Source organism: Clostridium bornimense, from assembly GCF_000577895.1.
Classification (GTDB): Bacteria; Bacillota; Clostridia; order Clostridiales; family Clostridiaceae; genus Clostridium_AN; species Clostridium_AN bornimense.
The window spans coordinates 330,988-348,253 of sequence record NZ_HG917868.1; the positions used below are offsets into that span (position 1 = coordinate 330,988).

15 protein-coding genes are annotated in these 17,266 nt (G+C 30.5%); all 15 read left to right on the plus strand.

Annotated elements, in window-relative coordinates; all coding sequences use genetic code 11:
* The 15 genes from CM240_RS01485 to CM240_RS01555 all read left to right on the plus strand — a co-directional run bounded on the left by CM240_RS01485 (position 1) and on the right by CM240_RS01555 (position 17,265).
* Complete coding sequence (locus tag CM240_RS01485) at positions 1 to 1,326, plus strand: nitrogenase component 1 (RefSeq protein ID WP_044035920.1); 1,326 nt, start codon at positions 1 to 3, stop codon at positions 1,324 to 1,326.
* Between the two features lie 12 nt (positions 1,327 to 1,338).
* Entirely contained in the window at positions 1,339 to 2,142 is an 804-nt protein-coding gene (locus CM240_RS01490) for a MetQ/NlpA family ABC transporter substrate-binding protein (RefSeq protein ID WP_044035921.1), read from the plus strand.
* A 27-nt stretch (positions 2,143 to 2,169) separates the two neighbouring features.
* Positions 2,170 to 2,949 carry a methionine ABC transporter ATP-binding protein gene (locus CM240_RS01495; protein WP_044035922.1) on the plus strand — a complete coding sequence of 260 codons (780 nt, stop codon included), beginning with the start codon at positions 2,170 to 2,172 and terminating at the stop codon, positions 2,947 to 2,949.
* The gene (locus CM240_RS01500; RefSeq protein WP_044035923.1) at positions 2,946 to 3,611 is read left to right on the plus strand and encodes a methionine ABC transporter permease; all 666 of its coding nucleotides are present in this window, start codon (positions 2,946 to 2,948) and stop codon (positions 3,609 to 3,611) included. The genes CM240_RS01495 and CM240_RS01500 overlap by 4 nt, the downstream gene beginning before the upstream one ends.
* A 153-nt stretch (positions 3,612 to 3,764) precedes the next feature.
* Positions 3,765 to 4,115 (plus strand): NifB/NifX family molybdenum-iron cluster-binding protein, encoded by a 351-nt coding sequence (locus CM240_RS01505; RefSeq protein WP_044035924.1) that lies wholly within the window; start codon positions 3,765 to 3,767, stop codon positions 4,113 to 4,115.
* 175 nt (positions 4,116 to 4,290) lie between these two features.
* The gene (locus CM240_RS01510) at positions 4,291 to 5,853 is read left to right on the plus strand and encodes a nitrogenase component 1 (RefSeq protein WP_044035925.1); all 1,563 of its coding nucleotides are present in this window, start codon (positions 4,291 to 4,293) and stop codon (positions 5,851 to 5,853) included.
* Between the two features lie 14 nt (positions 5,854 to 5,867).
* A complete protein-coding gene (locus tag CM240_RS01515; RefSeq protein WP_044035926.1) occupies positions 5,868 to 7,229 on the plus strand; it encodes a nitrogenase component 1 in 1,362 nt (453 codons plus the stop codon).
* 22 nt (positions 7,230 to 7,251) lie between these two features.
* The gene (nifH, locus tag CM240_RS01520; RefSeq protein WP_044035927.1) at positions 7,252 to 8,085 is read left to right on the plus strand and encodes a nitrogenase iron protein; all 834 of its coding nucleotides are present in this window, start codon (positions 7,252 to 7,254) and stop codon (positions 8,083 to 8,085) included.
* Between the two features lie 174 nt (positions 8,086 to 8,259).
* Positions 8,260 to 9,054 (plus strand): peptidoglycan recognition protein family protein, encoded by a 795-nt coding sequence (locus CM240_RS16675; RefSeq protein ID WP_051483625.1) that lies wholly within the window; start codon positions 8,260 to 8,262, stop codon positions 9,052 to 9,054.
* Positions 9,055 to 9,272: 218 nt separating this feature from the next.
* Positions 9,273 to 11,636 (plus strand): hypothetical protein, encoded by a 2,364-nt coding sequence (locus tag CM240_RS01530; protein ID WP_044035928.1) that lies wholly within the window; start codon positions 9,273 to 9,275, stop codon positions 11,634 to 11,636.
* Positions 11,636 to 12,562, plus strand: coding sequence for an ABC transporter ATP-binding protein (locus tag CM240_RS01535; protein ID WP_044035929.1), 927 nt, complete (start codon positions 11,636 to 11,638; stop codon positions 12,560 to 12,562). Before CM240_RS01530 ends, CM240_RS01535 begins: the two co-directional genes overlap by 1 nt.
* An 11-nt stretch (positions 12,563 to 12,573) precedes the next feature.
* Complete coding sequence (locus CM240_RS01540; RefSeq protein ID WP_044035930.1) at positions 12,574 to 13,437, plus strand: ABC transporter permease; 864 nt, start codon at positions 12,574 to 12,576, stop codon at positions 13,435 to 13,437.
* A 19-nt stretch (positions 13,438 to 13,456) separates the two neighbouring features.
* Positions 13,457 to 14,995 (plus strand): coiled-coil domain-containing protein, encoded by a 1,539-nt coding sequence (locus CM240_RS01545; RefSeq protein WP_044035931.1) that lies wholly within the window; start codon positions 13,457 to 13,459, stop codon positions 14,993 to 14,995.
* A 398-nt stretch (positions 14,996 to 15,393) separates the two neighbouring features.
* Entirely contained in the window at positions 15,394 to 16,377 is a 984-nt protein-coding gene (locus CM240_RS01550; RefSeq protein ID WP_044035932.1) for an AAA family ATPase, read from the plus strand.
* Positions 16,378 to 16,380: 3 nt separating this feature from the next.
* Positions 16,381 to 17,265 (plus strand): DUF58 domain-containing protein, encoded by an 885-nt coding sequence (locus tag CM240_RS01555; protein WP_044035933.1) that lies wholly within the window; start codon positions 16,381 to 16,383, stop codon positions 17,263 to 17,265.
* The last annotated feature ends 1 nt before the right edge of the window (position 17,266 follow it).

Consider the following 17,266-nt stretch of genomic DNA (forward strand, 5'->3'; position numbering starts at 1 on the left):
ATGGTAAAAGCGGTAGAACAACCTAGACATTTTTGTACTTTAGGAGCACAACAAACAGTAGTTGCAATAAAGAAATCAATACCAATACTACATTCAGGCCCTGGATGTGGTGTGAAACTTTTCCGTGGATTAAGTACAGATTCAGGATATCAAGGTATAGGGTATGGTGGTGGAAGTACTATACCTTGCACAAATACTACTGAGAGAGAAGTAGTATTTGGAGGGGAGAAAAGATTAAAAGAAGTTATAGATGGAGCATTTCAAGTTTTAAATGCTGATTTGTTTGTAGTATTAACAGGATGCACAGCTGATATAGTTGGTGATGATATTGGACAAGTAGTTAGCGAATATCAATATGAAGGTAAACCAATAGTGTATGCTGAGACTGGTGGATTTAAGGGAACAAATTTAAAAGGTCATGAGATAGTAATTAAAGCTATTGTGGATCAATATGTTGGAGATGTTAAGCCTAATGTAGAAAAAGGTCTTGTAAACTTATGGTCTGTAGTTCCATATCAAGATCCATTCTGGACAGGAGATTTAGGTGAAATTAAGAAGCTTTTAGAAGGTATAGGACTTAAGGTAAATATATTTTTTGGACCAGATTCAGAGGGATTAAGTGAATGGAAGAGCATACCTAATGCACAGTTTAATTTAGTACTTCATCCATGGGTAGGTATAGATACAGCTAAACATTTAGAAAAGAAATATGGAATACCATTTTTGCATTATCCTACGTTACCAGTAGGAGGAAAAGAAACTACTAAATTCTTAAGAGAAGTAGGTAAATTTGCTGGTATTGATGAAGAAATAGTTGAAAAATTTATAAGAAAAGAAGAAGAACGCTACTATTACTATATAGATAGAGCAGCAGACTTCTTTGTAGAATTCCGTTATGACTTGGCTAGTAGTTTCTACAATATAAATGAAGCAGCATATAGCCTTGGTATAAGTAAGTTTTTGATTAATGAATTAGGTATTTCACCAGGGGTTCAATATATTACTGATGATACACCAGAAAAATATCAAGAATTAATAAGAAATGAGTTTAAAAATATATCACCATATAAGTCAGCAGAAGTAAATTTTGAAGTTGATGGTGGAAAAATTAGTGAAGAAATAAGAAAAGATATAGGTAACAATAAACCTATTATTTTAGGAAGTAGCTGGGATAGAGATTTAATTAATGAACTTGATGGCTTTGGGCTAAATATTGCCTTGCCAGTACAACATAGGTTAGTTATGAACAAGCACTATGTTGGATATAGTGGAGGATTAACTTTAACAGAAGATATCTATACTGCTATATTGGATACCTATAAATAGGGGGGGGAGATTATGAAAAAGAAAATATTAGCTACAGTATTAATAGCAATACTATCAATTTCTCTTACTGCTTGTGGTAAGAAGGAAAATGATGATGAAAATAAAATAGTTATTGGTGCGGTATTAACACCGCATTCGGAAATACTAGAACAAGTAAAACCTAAGTTAAAGGAAGAGGGAATTGATCTAGAAATAAAAGTATTTGATGATTCTAGTCAATTAAATCCGGCATTAAAAGATGGAGAAATAGATGCCAACTATTTTCAACACAAACAATATTTGGATTCTGTGGCAGATGAAAAAGGATTTGATTTTGAAGTAGCAGGAAATATTCATGTAGAGCCAATTGGATTATATTCAGATAAAATAAAATCTTTAGATGAATTAAAAGATGGAGATACTATCGTTGTTCCTGAAGATGCATCAAATGAATATAGAGCTTTCTTACTTTTAGAAAAATATAATGTAATAAAATTAAAGTCTACAGCAAGTAATAAAACAGCTACAGTAAACGACATCGAAGAAAATCCTAAACATCTAGTATTTAAAGAATTAGATGGATATCAAATTCCAAGATCACTACAAGATGTAACAGCAGCTATAATCAACACAAATGTTGCATTACAATCTGATATTGATACAAGTAAAACTATTATAAAAGAGGGATCTGATTCACCTTATGCAAATATAATTGCAGTAAGAAAGGGTGATAAAGATAAAGAAAAAATAAAAAAATTAGTAGAAGCATTGCAAAGTGACGATATAAAGAAGTTTATTGAAGAAAAATACAATGGAGCTGTTATACCAGCATTTTAGCGATGTAACAATATTGGGGTGAGGATAATGATAAGTATAAGAAATATTACAAAAACCTTCAATACTCCATTTGGAAAAGTAGATGTACTAAAAGATGTAAATTTAAATATAGAAAAAGGAGATATCTTTGGAATAATAGGCTTCAGTGGAGCAGGAAAATCAACATTAATTAGATGTTTAAATTGCCTTGAGTCACCAGATGGTGGAGAAGTTTATATAGGAAATAAAGAAATATCTTCATTAAGTAATAAAGAATTACGAAGTGCTAGAAAAAAGATAGGAATGATATTTCAACAATTTAATTTACTAGATTCTAGAACTGTATTTGAAAATATAGCTTTTCCATTAGAAATAGCTAAATATCCTAAAAATAAAATAAAAGATAGGGTTGAGGAGTTATTAAAATTAGTTGAGCTTACTGATAAGAGAAATGCGTATCCAGCACAGTTAAGTGGAGGACAAAAACAAAGAGTTGGTATTGCCAGAGCTTTAGCTAATGATCCAGATGTATTATTAAGTGATGAAGCTACATCAGCATTAGATCCACAAACAACGTATTCTATTTTGAAATTATTAAAAGATATAAATAAGAAATTAGGACTAACTATTATTTTAATTACCCATGAATTAGAAGTTATAAAATATTGTTGCAACAATGTAGCAGTATTAGAAGATGGAAAGATAATAGAGAATAGAGATGTGGAATCATTCTTTGCAAATCCTACTAGTGATACAGCAAAGCTTTTTCTTAATATTACAAAACAACTGCAGAATTGTACAGTAACAGTAGGTGGTGATGGAATATGAGTCAATTAAGTGAAGTTATTCTTAAAGCATTAGAAGAAACAATGTATATGGTAGTGATAGTAAGTATTGCTACGATTATATTAGGTACTTTGCTAGGCATAGTTTTAGTTACTACACAGAAGAATAATATATTATCTTCGCCTCAAATAAATAAGGCAATAGGAACAATAGTTAATATATTAAGATCTTTTCCTACTATTATATTGATAATAATTGCATTACCATTATCAAGATTAATAGTTGGTACAACAATAGGAAAAGAAGCGGCAGTAATACCTATAACTATAGGAATGATACCATTCTTAAGTAGAGTTGTTGAGAGTAGCTTAAAAGAAGTAGACTATGGAAAAATCGAGGCGGCTATAGCTATGGGAGCTAATCCAATTCAAATTATATCCAAGGTGTTGATACCAGAAGGATTACCTTCTTTAATAAGAGGCTATACTCTTAGTATTATTTCTATAATAGGATGTACAGCTTTAGCAGGTTCTATAGGGGCTGGTGGACTTGGAAGCGTGGCAATAAGATATGGTTATCAAAGATTTCAAACAGATTATATGATTGTTACTATTATTATTTTAGTAATTTTAGTACAAGGGATACAATTGATTGGTGATGTAATAGCTAAAAAAATTAATAAGAAGAGATTTAAACTGAATTAAAACCTAGTAAGTCTATAGTAAAATGAGAGAATGCGTAAAATTTAGGAAATTAGCTGAGACTGTACAAAGTGGTGAAGTAAGAGAATTTATTAAAGAAAAATATGATGGCTCAGTTATACCGGCTTTCTAAGAAAATCTAAAGGGGTGATGAAAGTGAAATATAACGTAGCAGTAGCAAGTAGTGATGGAAAGTTAGTAAATAGGCATTTTGGAAGAGCAGAGAAATTTTATATTTACGAAATAGCAGATAAAACTTTTTCTTTTATAGAGGAAAGAGATACTAAGGCTATTTGTAATGGTGGAAGTCATGAGGAATCTGATTTTAATTCTACAATAGAGTTATTAAAGGATTGTCAGATAGTTATAGTTAGTCAAATTGGATATGCTGCAGAAAAGTATATAGGAGAGAGGGGGTTAGTGGCTTTAGAAATTCCGGGTTTTATTGATGAGGTTTTAGAAAAATTATCAAAACGAGTTAATCTGATTTTCAAGGGGGTAAAGTAATGACTGCAATAAAAACACCTAATAAATATGAAAATCAATGGGGAATACTGAAAAACTCAGGAGATTATATAAAAGAAATAAAATCAAGAAAATAAAACTGTTATAGAAGAGGCAATATTAAAAGCTGATGCTATAGGAGGAGATTCTTAGAAATTAAATTAAAGGGGATGTTAGGGTGAGCAAGATTAATCTTGATATTACAGAAGTTGAAAGTCGTGAACAACGATTGGGTACAATCATTGCTTGGGATGGTAAAGCATCAGATTTAGCAGCACAATCAGCTTATGAAAGGAGAGGTTCTGGCTGTAAAGGTAGAGGTTCTGGATGCAAACTTTGTGAAGTAAAAGGCCCTTTTAGTCAAGGATCAGTTTGTAGTGAGCAGATGGTAGAGTGTCAGGCTGGAAACGTAAGAGATGCTGTTCTTATTCAACACGCACCAATAGGTTGTGCAGCTGGACAAGTACCTTATAATTCAATATATAGAAATGGATTAAAGCTTAGAAATCATGATGTTGAAAATATAAGAATAATTTGTACCAATCTTCAAGAAAGTGATATGGTTTTTGGAGCACTAGATAAATTAAAACAATCTATAAATGATGCTTTTGAGAGATATAATCCGAAGGCAATATTTGTATCTACAGCATGTGCTACTGGTATTATAGGAGAAGATATTGAAAGTGTAGCAGTTGAGATGGAGAGTGAGCTTGGGATACCAGTTATACCACTTCAATGTGAAGGCTTTAGATCTAAACACTGGAGTACTGGATTTGATGCCACACAACATGGAATATTAAGACAAATTGTAAAAAAGAATCCTAAAAAACAAGAGGATTTAGTTAATGTAATAAATCTTTGGGGATCAGATGTATTTACTCCAATGTTAAAGGAATTAAATCTTAGAGTAAATTACGTAGTAGATTTAGCCACAGTAGATGATTTAGCAATGCTTTCAGAAGCAGCAGCAACAGTTGGATTTTGTTATACATTATCTTCATATATGGCTGCAGCATTAGAGCAAGAATTTGGTGTTCCAGAGGTAAAGGCACCACAACCTTATGGATTTAAAGGTACAGATGCTTGGCTTAGAGAAATAGCAAAAGTAACACATAGAGAAGAATTAGCAGAGGCGTATATAGAAAGAGAACATAAGAGAGTTGCACCTAGAATTGCGGAGTTAAGAGAAAAACTTAAGGGAGTAAAAGGATATGTAGCTACGGGTTCAGCTTATGCTCATGGTCTCATAGTTGTATTAAGAGAACTTGGTATAGAAGTTAATGGTTCTTTAGTTTTCCATCATGATCCTGTTTATGATAGTGGTGATCCTAAGCAAGATTCGTTGAGTCATCTTATTAATAATTATGGTGATGTACCTTCTTTCAACGTTAGTAATAGACAACAATTTCAACTTTATGGTTTCTTAAAAGAAGTAAAGCCTGATTTTATGCTTATTAGACATAATGGATTAGCACCATTAGCATCAAGACTTGGTATACCAGCAGCACCACTTGGTGATGAGCATATAGCTATAGGATATCAAGGAATTATTAATTTAGGAGAGGCAATTTTAGATGTTCTTGCGCATAAGAAATTCCATAATGATTTAAAGGAACATGTTAAATTACCTTATAAAAAGTGGTGGCTTGATCAAAAAGACCCATATATTTTAGCAAAGCATCCTGAACTTATAGAAGATTATAAAGATGATTATAAAAAGAATGTTGAAGAGGCGTTATAAGGGGGTATAAGTGTATGGCAATTATTAAAGATAAAAATGGACAAACTAATTCTATTAATCAAGTTAGATATGGATGTGCAATTGGTGCTTTATATAGTGTTGCAGCTATACCAGGAGCTATGCCAATAACTCATTGTGGACCAGGTTGTGGAGATAAACAGTTTACAAGTATTGCTTTTTATAATGGCTTTCAAGGTGGGGGTTATAGCGGTGGTGCTGTGGCTCCTAGCTTAAATGCCGGTGAAAATGAAGTTGTATTTGGAGGAGAAAATAAACTTAGAGGACTTATAAAATCAACGCTTAAGATTATGGATGCGGATTTATTTGTAGTGCTTAATGGATGTATAGGAGAATTAGTTGGTGATGATGTAGGTTCTGTAGTTGGAGAATTTCAAAAAGATGATATACCTATAGTATATGCGGAAACAGGAGGATTTAAAGGAAATAATTATATTGGTCATGAATTAGTGGTAAAAGCAATTATTGATCAATATGTTGATAAATTTGCAGAAGACAAAGATAAAGAAAAAGGGTTAGTTAATGTATGGTCACTACTGCCTTTTCAAGATACATTTTGGCGTGGTGATTTAGTAGAGATTAAAAGAATATTAGAAGGTGTAGGATTAAAGGTCAATATATTATTTGGGTCAGGTTCAGGTGGAGTAGAGGAGTGGAAGACTATTCCTAAGGCTCAATTTAATTTAGTTTTATCTCCATGGTTAGGTCTTGATATTGCAAAACATCTAAAGAAAAAATATGATCAAGAATTTTTGCATATACCAGTAGTACCAATTGGAGCAAAGGAAACAACAAGGTTTATTCGCGAAGTTGTAGAATTTGCTGGTATAGATAATACAAAGGCTGAAGAATTTATTAAAAAGGAAGAAAAAGAATATTATTATTATTTAGAACATTTTGCTGATTTCTATGCAGAATATTGGTGGGGGTTACCTGCTAAGTATGCAGTTGTAGGTGATAGCGCTTATAATTTAGCATTAAATAAATTTTTAGTAAATCAATTAGGATTAATACCAGGAAGACAAATAATAACTGATAATACACCAGAAAAATATAGAGCTAGTATAGCAAAGGAATATGAAACATTATCTGATGATGTATCTACTACAGTAGATTTTGTTGAAGATGGATATATAGTAAATAAATTATTAAAGGAAACGGATTTTGGACATAAACCACCGATTATATTTGGGACAACCTGGGAAAGAGATACAGCTAAAGAGTTAAAAGGACATATTGTTGAGGTTGGTTTTCCAGCATCTTATGAAGTAGTTATATCAAGAAGTTATATAGGATATAGAGGTGCCTTAAGCTTACTTGAAAAAATATATACCACTGCAATAAGTGCCAGTGCATAAAAATTATAAGGAGATGACAATAATGGCTGAAAAAAAATTAAGACAAATTGCGATTTATGGAAAAGGAGGAATCGGTAAGTCTACTACAACACAAAATTTAACAGCTGGGCTTGCTGAATTAGGTAAAAAAGTAATGGTAGTAGGATGTGATCCTAAGGCAGATTCTACAAGATTATTATTAGGTGGATTAGCTCAAAAAACTGTACTTGATACATTAAGAGATGAAGGGGAAGATATTGAATTAGATTCAATAATGAAAATTGGTTATGGTGGAACAAAGTGTGTTGAATCTGGTGGACCAGAGCCAGGAGTAGGTTGTGCAGGAAGAGGAATAATCACTTCTATAGGTATGCTTGAAAGATTAGGAGCATATACAGAAGAATTAGATTATGTTTTTTATGATGTATTAGGTGATGTTGTTTGTGGTGGATTTGCAATGCCTATTAGAGAAGGAAAGGCTCAAGAAATCTATATAGTAGCATCAGGAGAAATGATGGCACTATATGCTGCAAATAATATTTCAAAAGGTATTAGAAAATATGCCAATAAAGGTGGCGTAAGACTTGGTGGAATTATATGTAATAGTAGAAATGTAGATAGAGAATTAGAACTTTTAGAAGCTTTTGCAAAAGAACTAGGTACACAACTTATTCATTTTGTACCAAGAGACAATGTTGTTCAAAGAGCAGAAATTAGAAAGAAGACAGTAATTGACTTTGATCCAGAAGCTAATCAAAGTGATGAATATAGAGAACTTGCAAGAAAGATAGAAGAAAATGACTCATTTGTAATTCCAAAACCTATGACACAAGAAAGATTAGAAGAGATTTTATTGGAATATGGGTTATTAGACTAAATCCTTAAAAGAAATATAGAATAATTAATAATAAAAACTGTTTCATTAATTTATGAGGCAGTTTTTTTATTTATTAATAATGGATGTATATAAATAATGTTTACAAAATGATTTTTAAATTCTTTATATATAATGAATTAGCTAATTCAAAAGAAAAAATAAGGAGTATTTTTTATGAAAATAGAACAACAATTAATAGATTCAGATAAATATAAGGTAAAGTGCCCATATAGTATGGAGCCTATAGGTATATGCATACATAATACTGCTAATGATGCTAGTGCTCAAAGTGAAATAAACTATATGAAAAGTAATAACAATTCAGTAAGTTTTCATATAGCAATTGATAATAGCAAGGCTATTCAAGCAATTCCATTTAATAGAAATACCTGGCATGCTGGAGATGGTTCAAAGGGTAAAGGAAATAGAAAGTATATATCAATTGAGATTTGTTATTCAAAGAGTGGAGGAGACAAGTTTATAAAAGCAGAAAAAAATGCAGCAAAGGTAACTGCTCAGTTATTAAAGAAATATGGATGGACTACATCAGCAGTTAAAAAACATCAAGATTTTAGTAATAAATATTGTCCTCATAGAACTTTAGACATGGGATGGAGTAGGTTTGTAAATATGGTTAAAAAGGAATATAACGGGAATAGTAATGACAACGTATATAGAGTAAGAAAGAGTTGGGCAGATGAGTCAAGTCAAGTAGGAGCTTATAGTGTACTTGCAAATGCCATAAAAAAATGCGATGAACATAAAGGATATTCAGTATTTAACGGTAATGGAAAGAAAGTATATCCAAAGTCTGTAACAATGTATAGAGTAAGAAAGAAATGGTCAGATGAATCGAGCCAAATAGGCGCATTTAAAGAATTAGATAACGCTATAGAATTATGTGACAAAAATAAAGGTAAAGGATATTCAGTATTTGATAATGATGGACTTGTAGTATATTCTGCATAAAACCTTGATGTATATTACGATAAGTTAAGAATAGAGTAATTTTTTAATAAGGTATATGGACTGTTGAAAAACTGATTTTTAGTTAGTTTTTCAACAGTTTATTTTTTATTATGAATATACTAGTTAATTTCTTAAGAAATTCTTACAAACAACGTACAATAATCTGAAAAACATTTATTTATGCTATAATTTAGAAAAAACCTTATAGGAGGAACAGAATGGGGAAGTGGTTTAAAAAATTATCATTACTAACTATGACAATAATCATTTTGTGTACAATCTTTAGACCTTATGATGCAAAAGCAAGTAAAAGTTCTAAGGTGGAGATTAATGCAACTTATGGAATTGAAGGAAAATATAAAGGGTCATCCTCTATTCCTATAAATGTTGAGGTTAGCAATACTACAGAAAAAGATATTAAAGGAACTGTTGAAATAAGGGTAAATTCTGATTATGGTGATACATATGATGCCTATGCTAAAGAAGTAGTTTTAGGCAATGGGAAAACAGAACATATAACAATACCAATAAATTTAGGAGAAGAAAATAAAAAAGCTACAGTAGTATTTCTGGAAAAAGATAAGGAAGTAGCAAAGAAAAAAATATTAATTGATTCAGGCAGAGTATTAGATTATGACTTATTTATGGGTACATTGACTGATGATTTTAATGGAATAAGTTATCTTAGCGATATGAATTTTGAATATGATAATAATAAATTTGGAGATGTAGGAACTGGAAAGGTTACTAATGTTCCATTATCACTAGATCAATTAGGTGGTAATATTGGAAACTTTGAAGCACTAGATGTGATAGTAATAAATAATTTTTCTATTTCAAAACTACAAGAAATTCATTATAAAAATTTAGAGAATTGGGTTAAGAATGGTGGGACCTTAATTATAGGGACTGGAGTAAATGCAAGTAAAACTGTAAATGGAATAAGTAATCGACTATTAGATTTAACAGTAGGTGGTAAAGAAGATAAAAGTATAAATATATTAGGTAATAATCTAGTAACTACAGTTGCTAATTTAAATATTAATAATTCTAATAAAGAATTAGAATCTGATAGTGATACATTAATTTATTCTGTAAAGAAGGAAAAAGGACGTATATATGTAGCTACTTTTGATTTAGGAACAGAACCAATAACATCATTTCATGGAAATAAGGAAATTTGGCAAAAAATCTTAATTGAAGATTTAAGTAAAGAACTTGAAAATTATCAGATGTATGGAGGATATTATTACAATAGTTCTTCAAATAATATTCCAATGAATAAAGAAATAAATTTTACATTAATTGTTGTAGTATTCTTTATTTATGTATTAGTGATTGGACTAGGAGCATATCTTATTTTGAAAAAAATTAAGAAAAACGAGTATTTATGGATAGCGATACCAGTACTATCTATAGTATTTACAGTAGCAATATACGGTTTAGGAAGTTCTACTAGATTTAAGGATATTATACTTAATCAAGTAAATATAATAAATGTAGATGAAGATGGAATTGGTACAGTTAAAGGAAATATAGGTATAGCTAATAAAAGTAAAGATGATTTACTTGTGGAAGAGGTAGAAGGGACAAGTCTTGATTATGTTACCAATAATTATGGATATTATGGGGATACAAGTAGTGAGCCAACAAAATTAGGTGTAAAGACAATATATAAAAATGAAAAGGCATTTTATGAATTTAAAGATAATGGAGCATTAAACCTTAGAAACTTTTCGATAATTGGTAGAGAAGAATCGGTAGGTAAATTAGAAACAAAGCTTAACTATGTAAATGACGGTATATCAGGAACTATTAAAAATAATTTAGGATGTAATATTGAAAAATTATTTGTTATCTCTGGAAGTAGTATATGGGATTTAGGAGAAATGGATGAGGGCAAGGAAATTGAAATAAATAAAATGAAAAGTAGTTATAATGGCGGCCTTGAACAGTATTCATATGATATGACTAATGATTATTATATGGGGAATAGAAATGATAATAAGTATAAGAATCTATTTATTAACTCGCAAATACTAACTTCGTTATCTCAGGAATTAGACAATAGTGGTGTATATTATATTGCTATTACTGATAAGGAAATAGATTATGGTTTCAATTTTGATAAGAAGAAATTATCTAAATATGATATAACCACAATGATAGGACAAGTAGATATAGAATTTAAGGACGAAAATGGGAACTTAAATTATCCAGCAGGATATTTCAATATGGATATTGTCACTATGAGTCAAGGTATAAGTATTGATAGAGGATCAGTAATTTGGGGAAATGGGACAATTGAAATGGACTACAATATAGATAATAATGTAAATGTACAAAACATAGGTTTTTCTATACCAAGTAGTAATTATTCTTATAATAATAATGAAGAAATTGAGATTTACAATAATAATACAAGTAAATATGATAAATTTGAATTGAAAACTGGTAAAATATGCGACATTAGTGATTTTAAGAGTTATTTAAAAGATAATACTATAAGAGTGAGAATAATTGCTAATCAAGAAGAAGGAATGACTATTCCACAAATATCTGTATCAGGGAGGGAGAAATAATGCTGTCTATTAAAGGATTGGAAAAGACATATGGAGATTTTAAAGCATTAAATGGTTTAGACCTTACGATAAATAAAGGTGAGATATTTGGCTTTATTGGCCCTAATGGTGCAGGGAAAAGTACTACAATGAAGATAGTATCAGGATTATTAACTCCTGATAGTGGTGAAGTTTATGTAGATGGTATAGATGCTATAAAAAGAAATAAGGAACTAAAAGAGAAAATTGGATATATGCCAGATTTCTTTGGAGTTTATGATAATTTAAAAGCTATAGAGTATTTAGAGTTTTATGGATCTATCTATGGTTTAAGTTATAGTGAAGGAAAAAAAATTGGGATGGATTTGCTAGAATTGGTAAATCTTAAGGATAAATCAGAATCTTATGTTGATGGATTATCTAGAGGTATGAAACAAAGACTTTGTTTAGCTAGATGCCTTATGCATAATCCAAAGTTACTTATACTTGATGAACCTGCTTCTGGAATGGATCCTCGAGCTAGATTTGAGATGAAGAATATATTAAAGAATTTAAGAGAAATGGACAAAACTATAATAGTAAGTTCTCATATATTATCAGAGCTTGGTGAGATATGTACTAATATAGGTATTATAGAAAGAGGTAAAATGGTATGCCAAGGTACTGTAGAAGAGATTATGGAAGAAGCAAAAGGAAATAATCCTTTGTTTATTACAGTAATAGATGGAGTAGAAGAAGCTATAAAGGTATTAAAAGAGATTCCTACTATAGGTAAAGTTACTTTTGATAAAAATAAAATTACTGCTAGTTTAAGTGGTGATGAAGCTGAAGCAGCCGAAGTTCTTAGAACCTTGATTAATAGAAATATAAAAGTTACTTCGTTTAATAAGTCTGAAGGAAATCTTGAAGATTTATTTATAAAGTTAACTGAGAATATTGAAAGTTAGGGGGAAGAGATATGAGAATAAATCCAGTGTTAAAAAATGAGGGAAGACTTGCTACTAGAAATATTAGATTTTCTATGATGATATTAGTTTTTATAGCTTTGCTATCATTAGGAGGTGTAATTTTATTTAAGATAAATATTGGTGATGCTATTGCAAGAGGAATAGATTTATCAGGAAACATATTTATATACATAAGTATAGCCTTTATTGAAGCAATTTTATTACTTTTTATTGTTCCAGCGCTAACATCAACAGCTATATGTTCGGAGAGAGAAAAGCAAACTTTAGATATATTGTTATCTACTAGTATGAGTCCGTTATCTATAGTTGTTGGAAAACTTATATCATCTGTAAGTAAAGTTGTAATAATGATAATTGCCACTATGCCTGTATATGCAATAACGTTTTTTATTGGTGGGGTTAATGTAGGAAATATCGTTTCTTTAAGTTTATTTTTTATAGTTACTACTTTCTTTGTAGGTGCTATTGGGTTATTTATTTCAACAGTTATTAAAACATCAAAGGCAGCTACAGCGATAACCTATGGGGTTACGTTATTTATATTTATTGCTATTTTAATAATAGCAGCAATATGGATGGTTATATCAGCTAAGAATAATGTTTCTACTGGGGTAAGTGATGTTAATCTACCTATATTTTGTTACTTAAGTCCTATTATTGGTTTTATATCAATGTTAATAGATCAATTAGGAGGAACACAATTTGGAGTGATTGGGAATATAGATTTTATTCCGTATAGTGATTATGCAGTATTGATTTCTATAGCAGTTCAATTAGTAATAACAGGTATACTAGTATTGCTATCAGCATATAAGTTAAATCCATTAAATAGAAAGAAGATAATTAAAAAATAAGAAATAAAGGGTGAATGGTGTGAAGGCTTTAGAAAAAGAAATAGATAAATTTATAAAAAAAGCCTCAATAAAGATAGGGGTAAATTTTTTCATAAGAAATTTAGTAATTAGTGTAAATATTGCTTTAGGTATTTCTATTTTGATAATAGGTTTATCACTATTTTTGCCTATGCCTTTTAGGGTTGAGTTAGCTTATGGAAGTATCATTGTTTTAGTGATGCTTTCCATAGGCTATTCTTTTATAAGAAGGTATAGAAGGAAGCAGGTAGCACTAATAGTTGATTCTAAGGGGTTAAAGGAGAGGGTAACTACATATTTAGAGTTAAGAGATAGGGAAGATGATTTTGCAAAAGCACAAAGAGAAGATACGTTAGTTGCAGTAAGAGAATTTAATACAAAGGATAAACTTCCGATAAAGTTCCCTAAAAAAGAAGCGATGTTAGCTGTAGTACTTATAGTAGTATGTATTTTGATGTCTTTTATAACTACTTCAGCTACTGAAAAAGGTAATAAGATTAGAGAGTTAAATAAAATAAAGAAAGATATGATAGAGGAAATTAATAAAGAGGAAAATAAGATTGATCAGTTAAAGAATCTTACTGAGGAAGAAAAGAAAGAACTAAAGGATGTGTTAGATAAGGCAAAGGATCAAATAAAAGAAAGTGATAAGAAAGAAGAATTAGATAAAGCTAATGAAAGATTAGAAAAAAAGTTAGAAACTTTAAAGGATAATCTTAAATCAGAAGAAGGAAAAAAAGATATAGATAAAATAAAAGATAACTTATTAAAAGAAGCTAAAGAGAATATGAAAAAGGAAGCTCAAAAAGATGAGAATGAAGTAAAGAATAATTTAATGAAGACAGAAGAAGGTAAGAAATTATTAGATGCTTTAGAAACTGGGGACAAAGAAAAAATATCAGAAGCTGTGAGTAATTTAAATAAATCACTAGATAGCCTTAGTGATGTTGAAAAAAGTAAGTTAAGTAATAGTTTTTCAGAAGCAGCATCAGCAGTAAATAGTGATGAACTTAAGGAAGCATTAAATAGTGCATCCGATGGAGTTATGGATGGAGAGATAAATGAGAATGATCTATCAGGAGCACTTGCATCAATGAAATCAAAAAGTAGTGGTAGTAATAAATCAGAAAGTGGTAATGGCAATGGTTCTGGATCTGGTGATGGAGAAGGTGATGGATCAGGAAATGGTTCTGGTAATGGATCAGGAAATGGCAGTGGAAATGGATCAGGAAATGGAGCAGGTTGGAATACTGGAAGTAAAAATGGAAATGAAAAAGTTGATACTACAAAGTCTTCAGAGGAAATTTATATACCAGGTAGAGAAGTAGGCAGTGATAGTAACTTATCAGGGGGAAAAAATGAAGATGGAAATACACAAAATATCACTACTGAAAATGGAATCAATACTAGTGGTAGTAAGGACAGTTACACTAAATATGTTGAAGATTATAGTGACGAAGCATTAAATAATTTAGATAGTTCAACGATGCCAGATAGTTTGAAAGGCGTAATCAAGGATTATTTTGAGGGACTAAGATAAGACATGGCACAGGTATCAGGGCACATGGCACAGGTATGGATGAAATTCCTTTGGGGAATTTCTTAAAATATAAGTGTTTAGCTTGGAGTATAGAATAGATTAGTTTTCTTAAGGAAGTTGTATTCTATATAAAACTATTACAGGGGGCTAATGAAAGTTGCACTTTCATGTAGCATGGACTAGGAACTATTAATTTGTGAAAAACAACATTTAAGTATAATAGTTTAATATACGAACTAAACACATCTATTAACTACAATTGTGAAATGAAAATTGATTGAATTGCCTGAATTGAAAACTGCCGTCCGAAGGACTAAAATATTTTCCTGTCAGGGGAAATTAACCATAATTGCGAAATGTGAATTGATTGAAATGTGAATTGAAATAGGAGTGATATTATGAAGATAAATGAGGATATGATAAAGGAGATTGCAGATAGGTTGCAACAGTGTGAGGAGGAGATTGGGAAAGGTATAATTGGTCAAAGGGAAATAGTGAGACAAGTTCTAATTGCTATATTTTCAGGTGGGAATGTTTTATTAGAGGGTATGCCGGGGCTTGGGAAAACTCAATTAGTAAAAACAATAGCAAGGGTATTAAATTTAGATTTCTCAAGGATTCAATTTACACCAGATCTTATGCCTGCTGATGTTGTTGGAACTAATGTTGTTTCTAAGGAAAATGATAGAACAGAGTTTAAGTTTGAAAAAGGACCAGTGTTTACAAATCTTTTATTGGCTGATGAAATAAATAGAGCAACGCCAAAGACACAGTCAGCTTTATTAGAAGCTATGGGTGAAAAATCTGTAACAGTAGGTAAGACAACATATACTTTACCAAAGCCGTTTATGGTGCTGGCAACACAAAATCCAGTGGAGCAAGAGGGAACATATCCATTACCAGAGGCTCAACTTGATAGATTTCAATTTAAGGTTAAGGTTGAATTTCCTACATTAGATGAATTAAAAGAAATTATGGACTTAACTCTTTCAAATGAAGAGGTAGAAATAAGGCCTATTATAGATGGAGAAGAAATAATAAAACTTCGAGAGATAATAAGAGAAGTTCCTATGGCTGATGCTGTAAAAGAATATGCTTTAAAGGTTATTTTAGCTACACATCCAGAACTTCCAGAAGGACATGAAATGGCAAAAAAATATATCGAAGTAGGGGCAAGTCCTAGAGCAGCACAAGGTTTATTTGGTGGTGCAAAGGTAAGAGCAATTATGGAAGGTAGATATAATGTATCCTTTGAAGATATTCAAGTTATGGCATATCCAATATTAAGACATAGAATTGCTATAAATTTTGATGGTATAACTGATGGAGTAACTGAAGAAGATTTGATAAAGAAAATTTTAGATGATTTAAAGGTTGTGTAAGCAATGAAAGAAAATATTTTTGATAAAGACTTTTTTACAAAGTTAAATAAGATAAATATGGCTTTAAATTTTAGATTATCTAATGGAACTCAAGGTGGAAGAAAGTCTAAAGCTAAAGGTGTTTCAGTAGAATTTTCTGATTTTAGAGAATATGCTCCCGGTGATGATTTTAGAAGAATAGATTGGAATGCTTACGGAAGATTAGATAAATTATTTGTTAAAGTTTTTATGGAAGAGAGAGAAGGCGTTTTTAATTTTTTCCTAGATAAAAGTAAGTCTATGGATCAAGGTGATGATAATAAAGGAGAAATGGCTTTAAAGATTATGGCAGCTTTAGGATATATAACAATAAATAATTTAGATAGAATTATTGTAAGTGGATTAGAAGATGGCAATATTATAGATCTAGGAAGTGGAACAGGAAAAAGAACATTTCAAAAACTTTTAAGAGATTTAAATAATATTGAATTTAATGGAGCTACTAATTTAGGTGAAAGTATACGAAAAAGAAAAATTACTGGTAGAGGGGTATCTATTGTAGTATCGGATTTTTTAAATAATGGTGGCTTAGAAAATTTAGAAGAGGGATTAAAATATTTAGCTTTTAAGAAACAACAAATAATTTTGGTACAAGTATTGAGTAAGGAAGATATGGAGCCTACTATAGATGAAGAAGTTACTTTAATAGATAGTGAAACAAGAGAAGAAGTAAAGATGACTTTAAACTATAAGGTTATAGAAGAATATAAAAAAGCACTAAAAACTTATAATAACAATCTTAAAAATATGGCTAAGAAATATGGAGCTAAGATTGTATTTGTAAGATCTGATGAAGCTTTAGAAAAAGTTATTTTAGATAAATTTACAAGAAATAATATAGTTGTTTAAC

Excerpts from the sequence above, each read along its gene's own strand:
- CM240_RS01485 (WP_044035920.1), top strand. The coding sequence starts at position 1 with ATGGTAAAAGCGGTAGAACAACCTAGACATTTTTGTACTTTAGGAGCA.
- CM240_RS01490 (WP_044035921.1), top strand. The coding sequence starts at position 1,339 with ATGAAAAAGAAAATATTAGCTACAGTATTAATAGCAATACTATCAATT.
- CM240_RS01495 (WP_044035922.1), top strand. The coding sequence starts at position 2,170 with ATGATAAGTATAAGAAATATTACAAAAACCTTCAATACTCCATTTGGA.
- CM240_RS01500 (WP_044035923.1), top strand. The coding sequence starts at position 2,946 with ATGAGTCAATTAAGTGAAGTTATTCTTAAAGCATTAGAAGAAACAATG.
- CM240_RS01515 (WP_044035926.1), top strand. The coding sequence starts at position 5,868 with ATGGCAATTATTAAAGATAAAAATGGACAAACTAATTCTATTAATCAA.
- nifH (WP_044035927.1), top strand. The coding sequence starts at position 7,252 with ATGGCTGAAAAAAAATTAAGACAAATTGCGATTTATGGAAAAGGAGGA.
- CM240_RS16675 (WP_051483625.1), top strand. The coding sequence starts at position 8,260 with ATGAAAATAGAACAACAATTAATAGATTCAGATAAATATAAGGTAAAG.
- CM240_RS01530 (WP_044035928.1), top strand. The coding sequence starts at position 9,273 with ATGGGGAAGTGGTTTAAAAAATTATCATTACTAACTATGACAATAATC.
- CM240_RS01535 (WP_044035929.1), top strand. The coding sequence starts at position 11,636 with ATGCTGTCTATTAAAGGATTGGAAAAGACATATGGAGATTTTAAAGCA.
- CM240_RS01540 (WP_044035930.1), top strand. The coding sequence starts at position 12,574 with ATGAGAATAAATCCAGTGTTAAAAAATGAGGGAAGACTTGCTACTAGA.
- CM240_RS01550 (WP_044035932.1), top strand. The coding sequence starts at position 15,394 with ATGAAGATAAATGAGGATATGATAAAGGAGATTGCAGATAGGTTGCAA.
- CM240_RS01555 (WP_044035933.1), top strand. The coding sequence starts at position 16,381 with ATGAAAGAAAATATTTTTGATAAAGACTTTTTTACAAAGTTAAATAAG.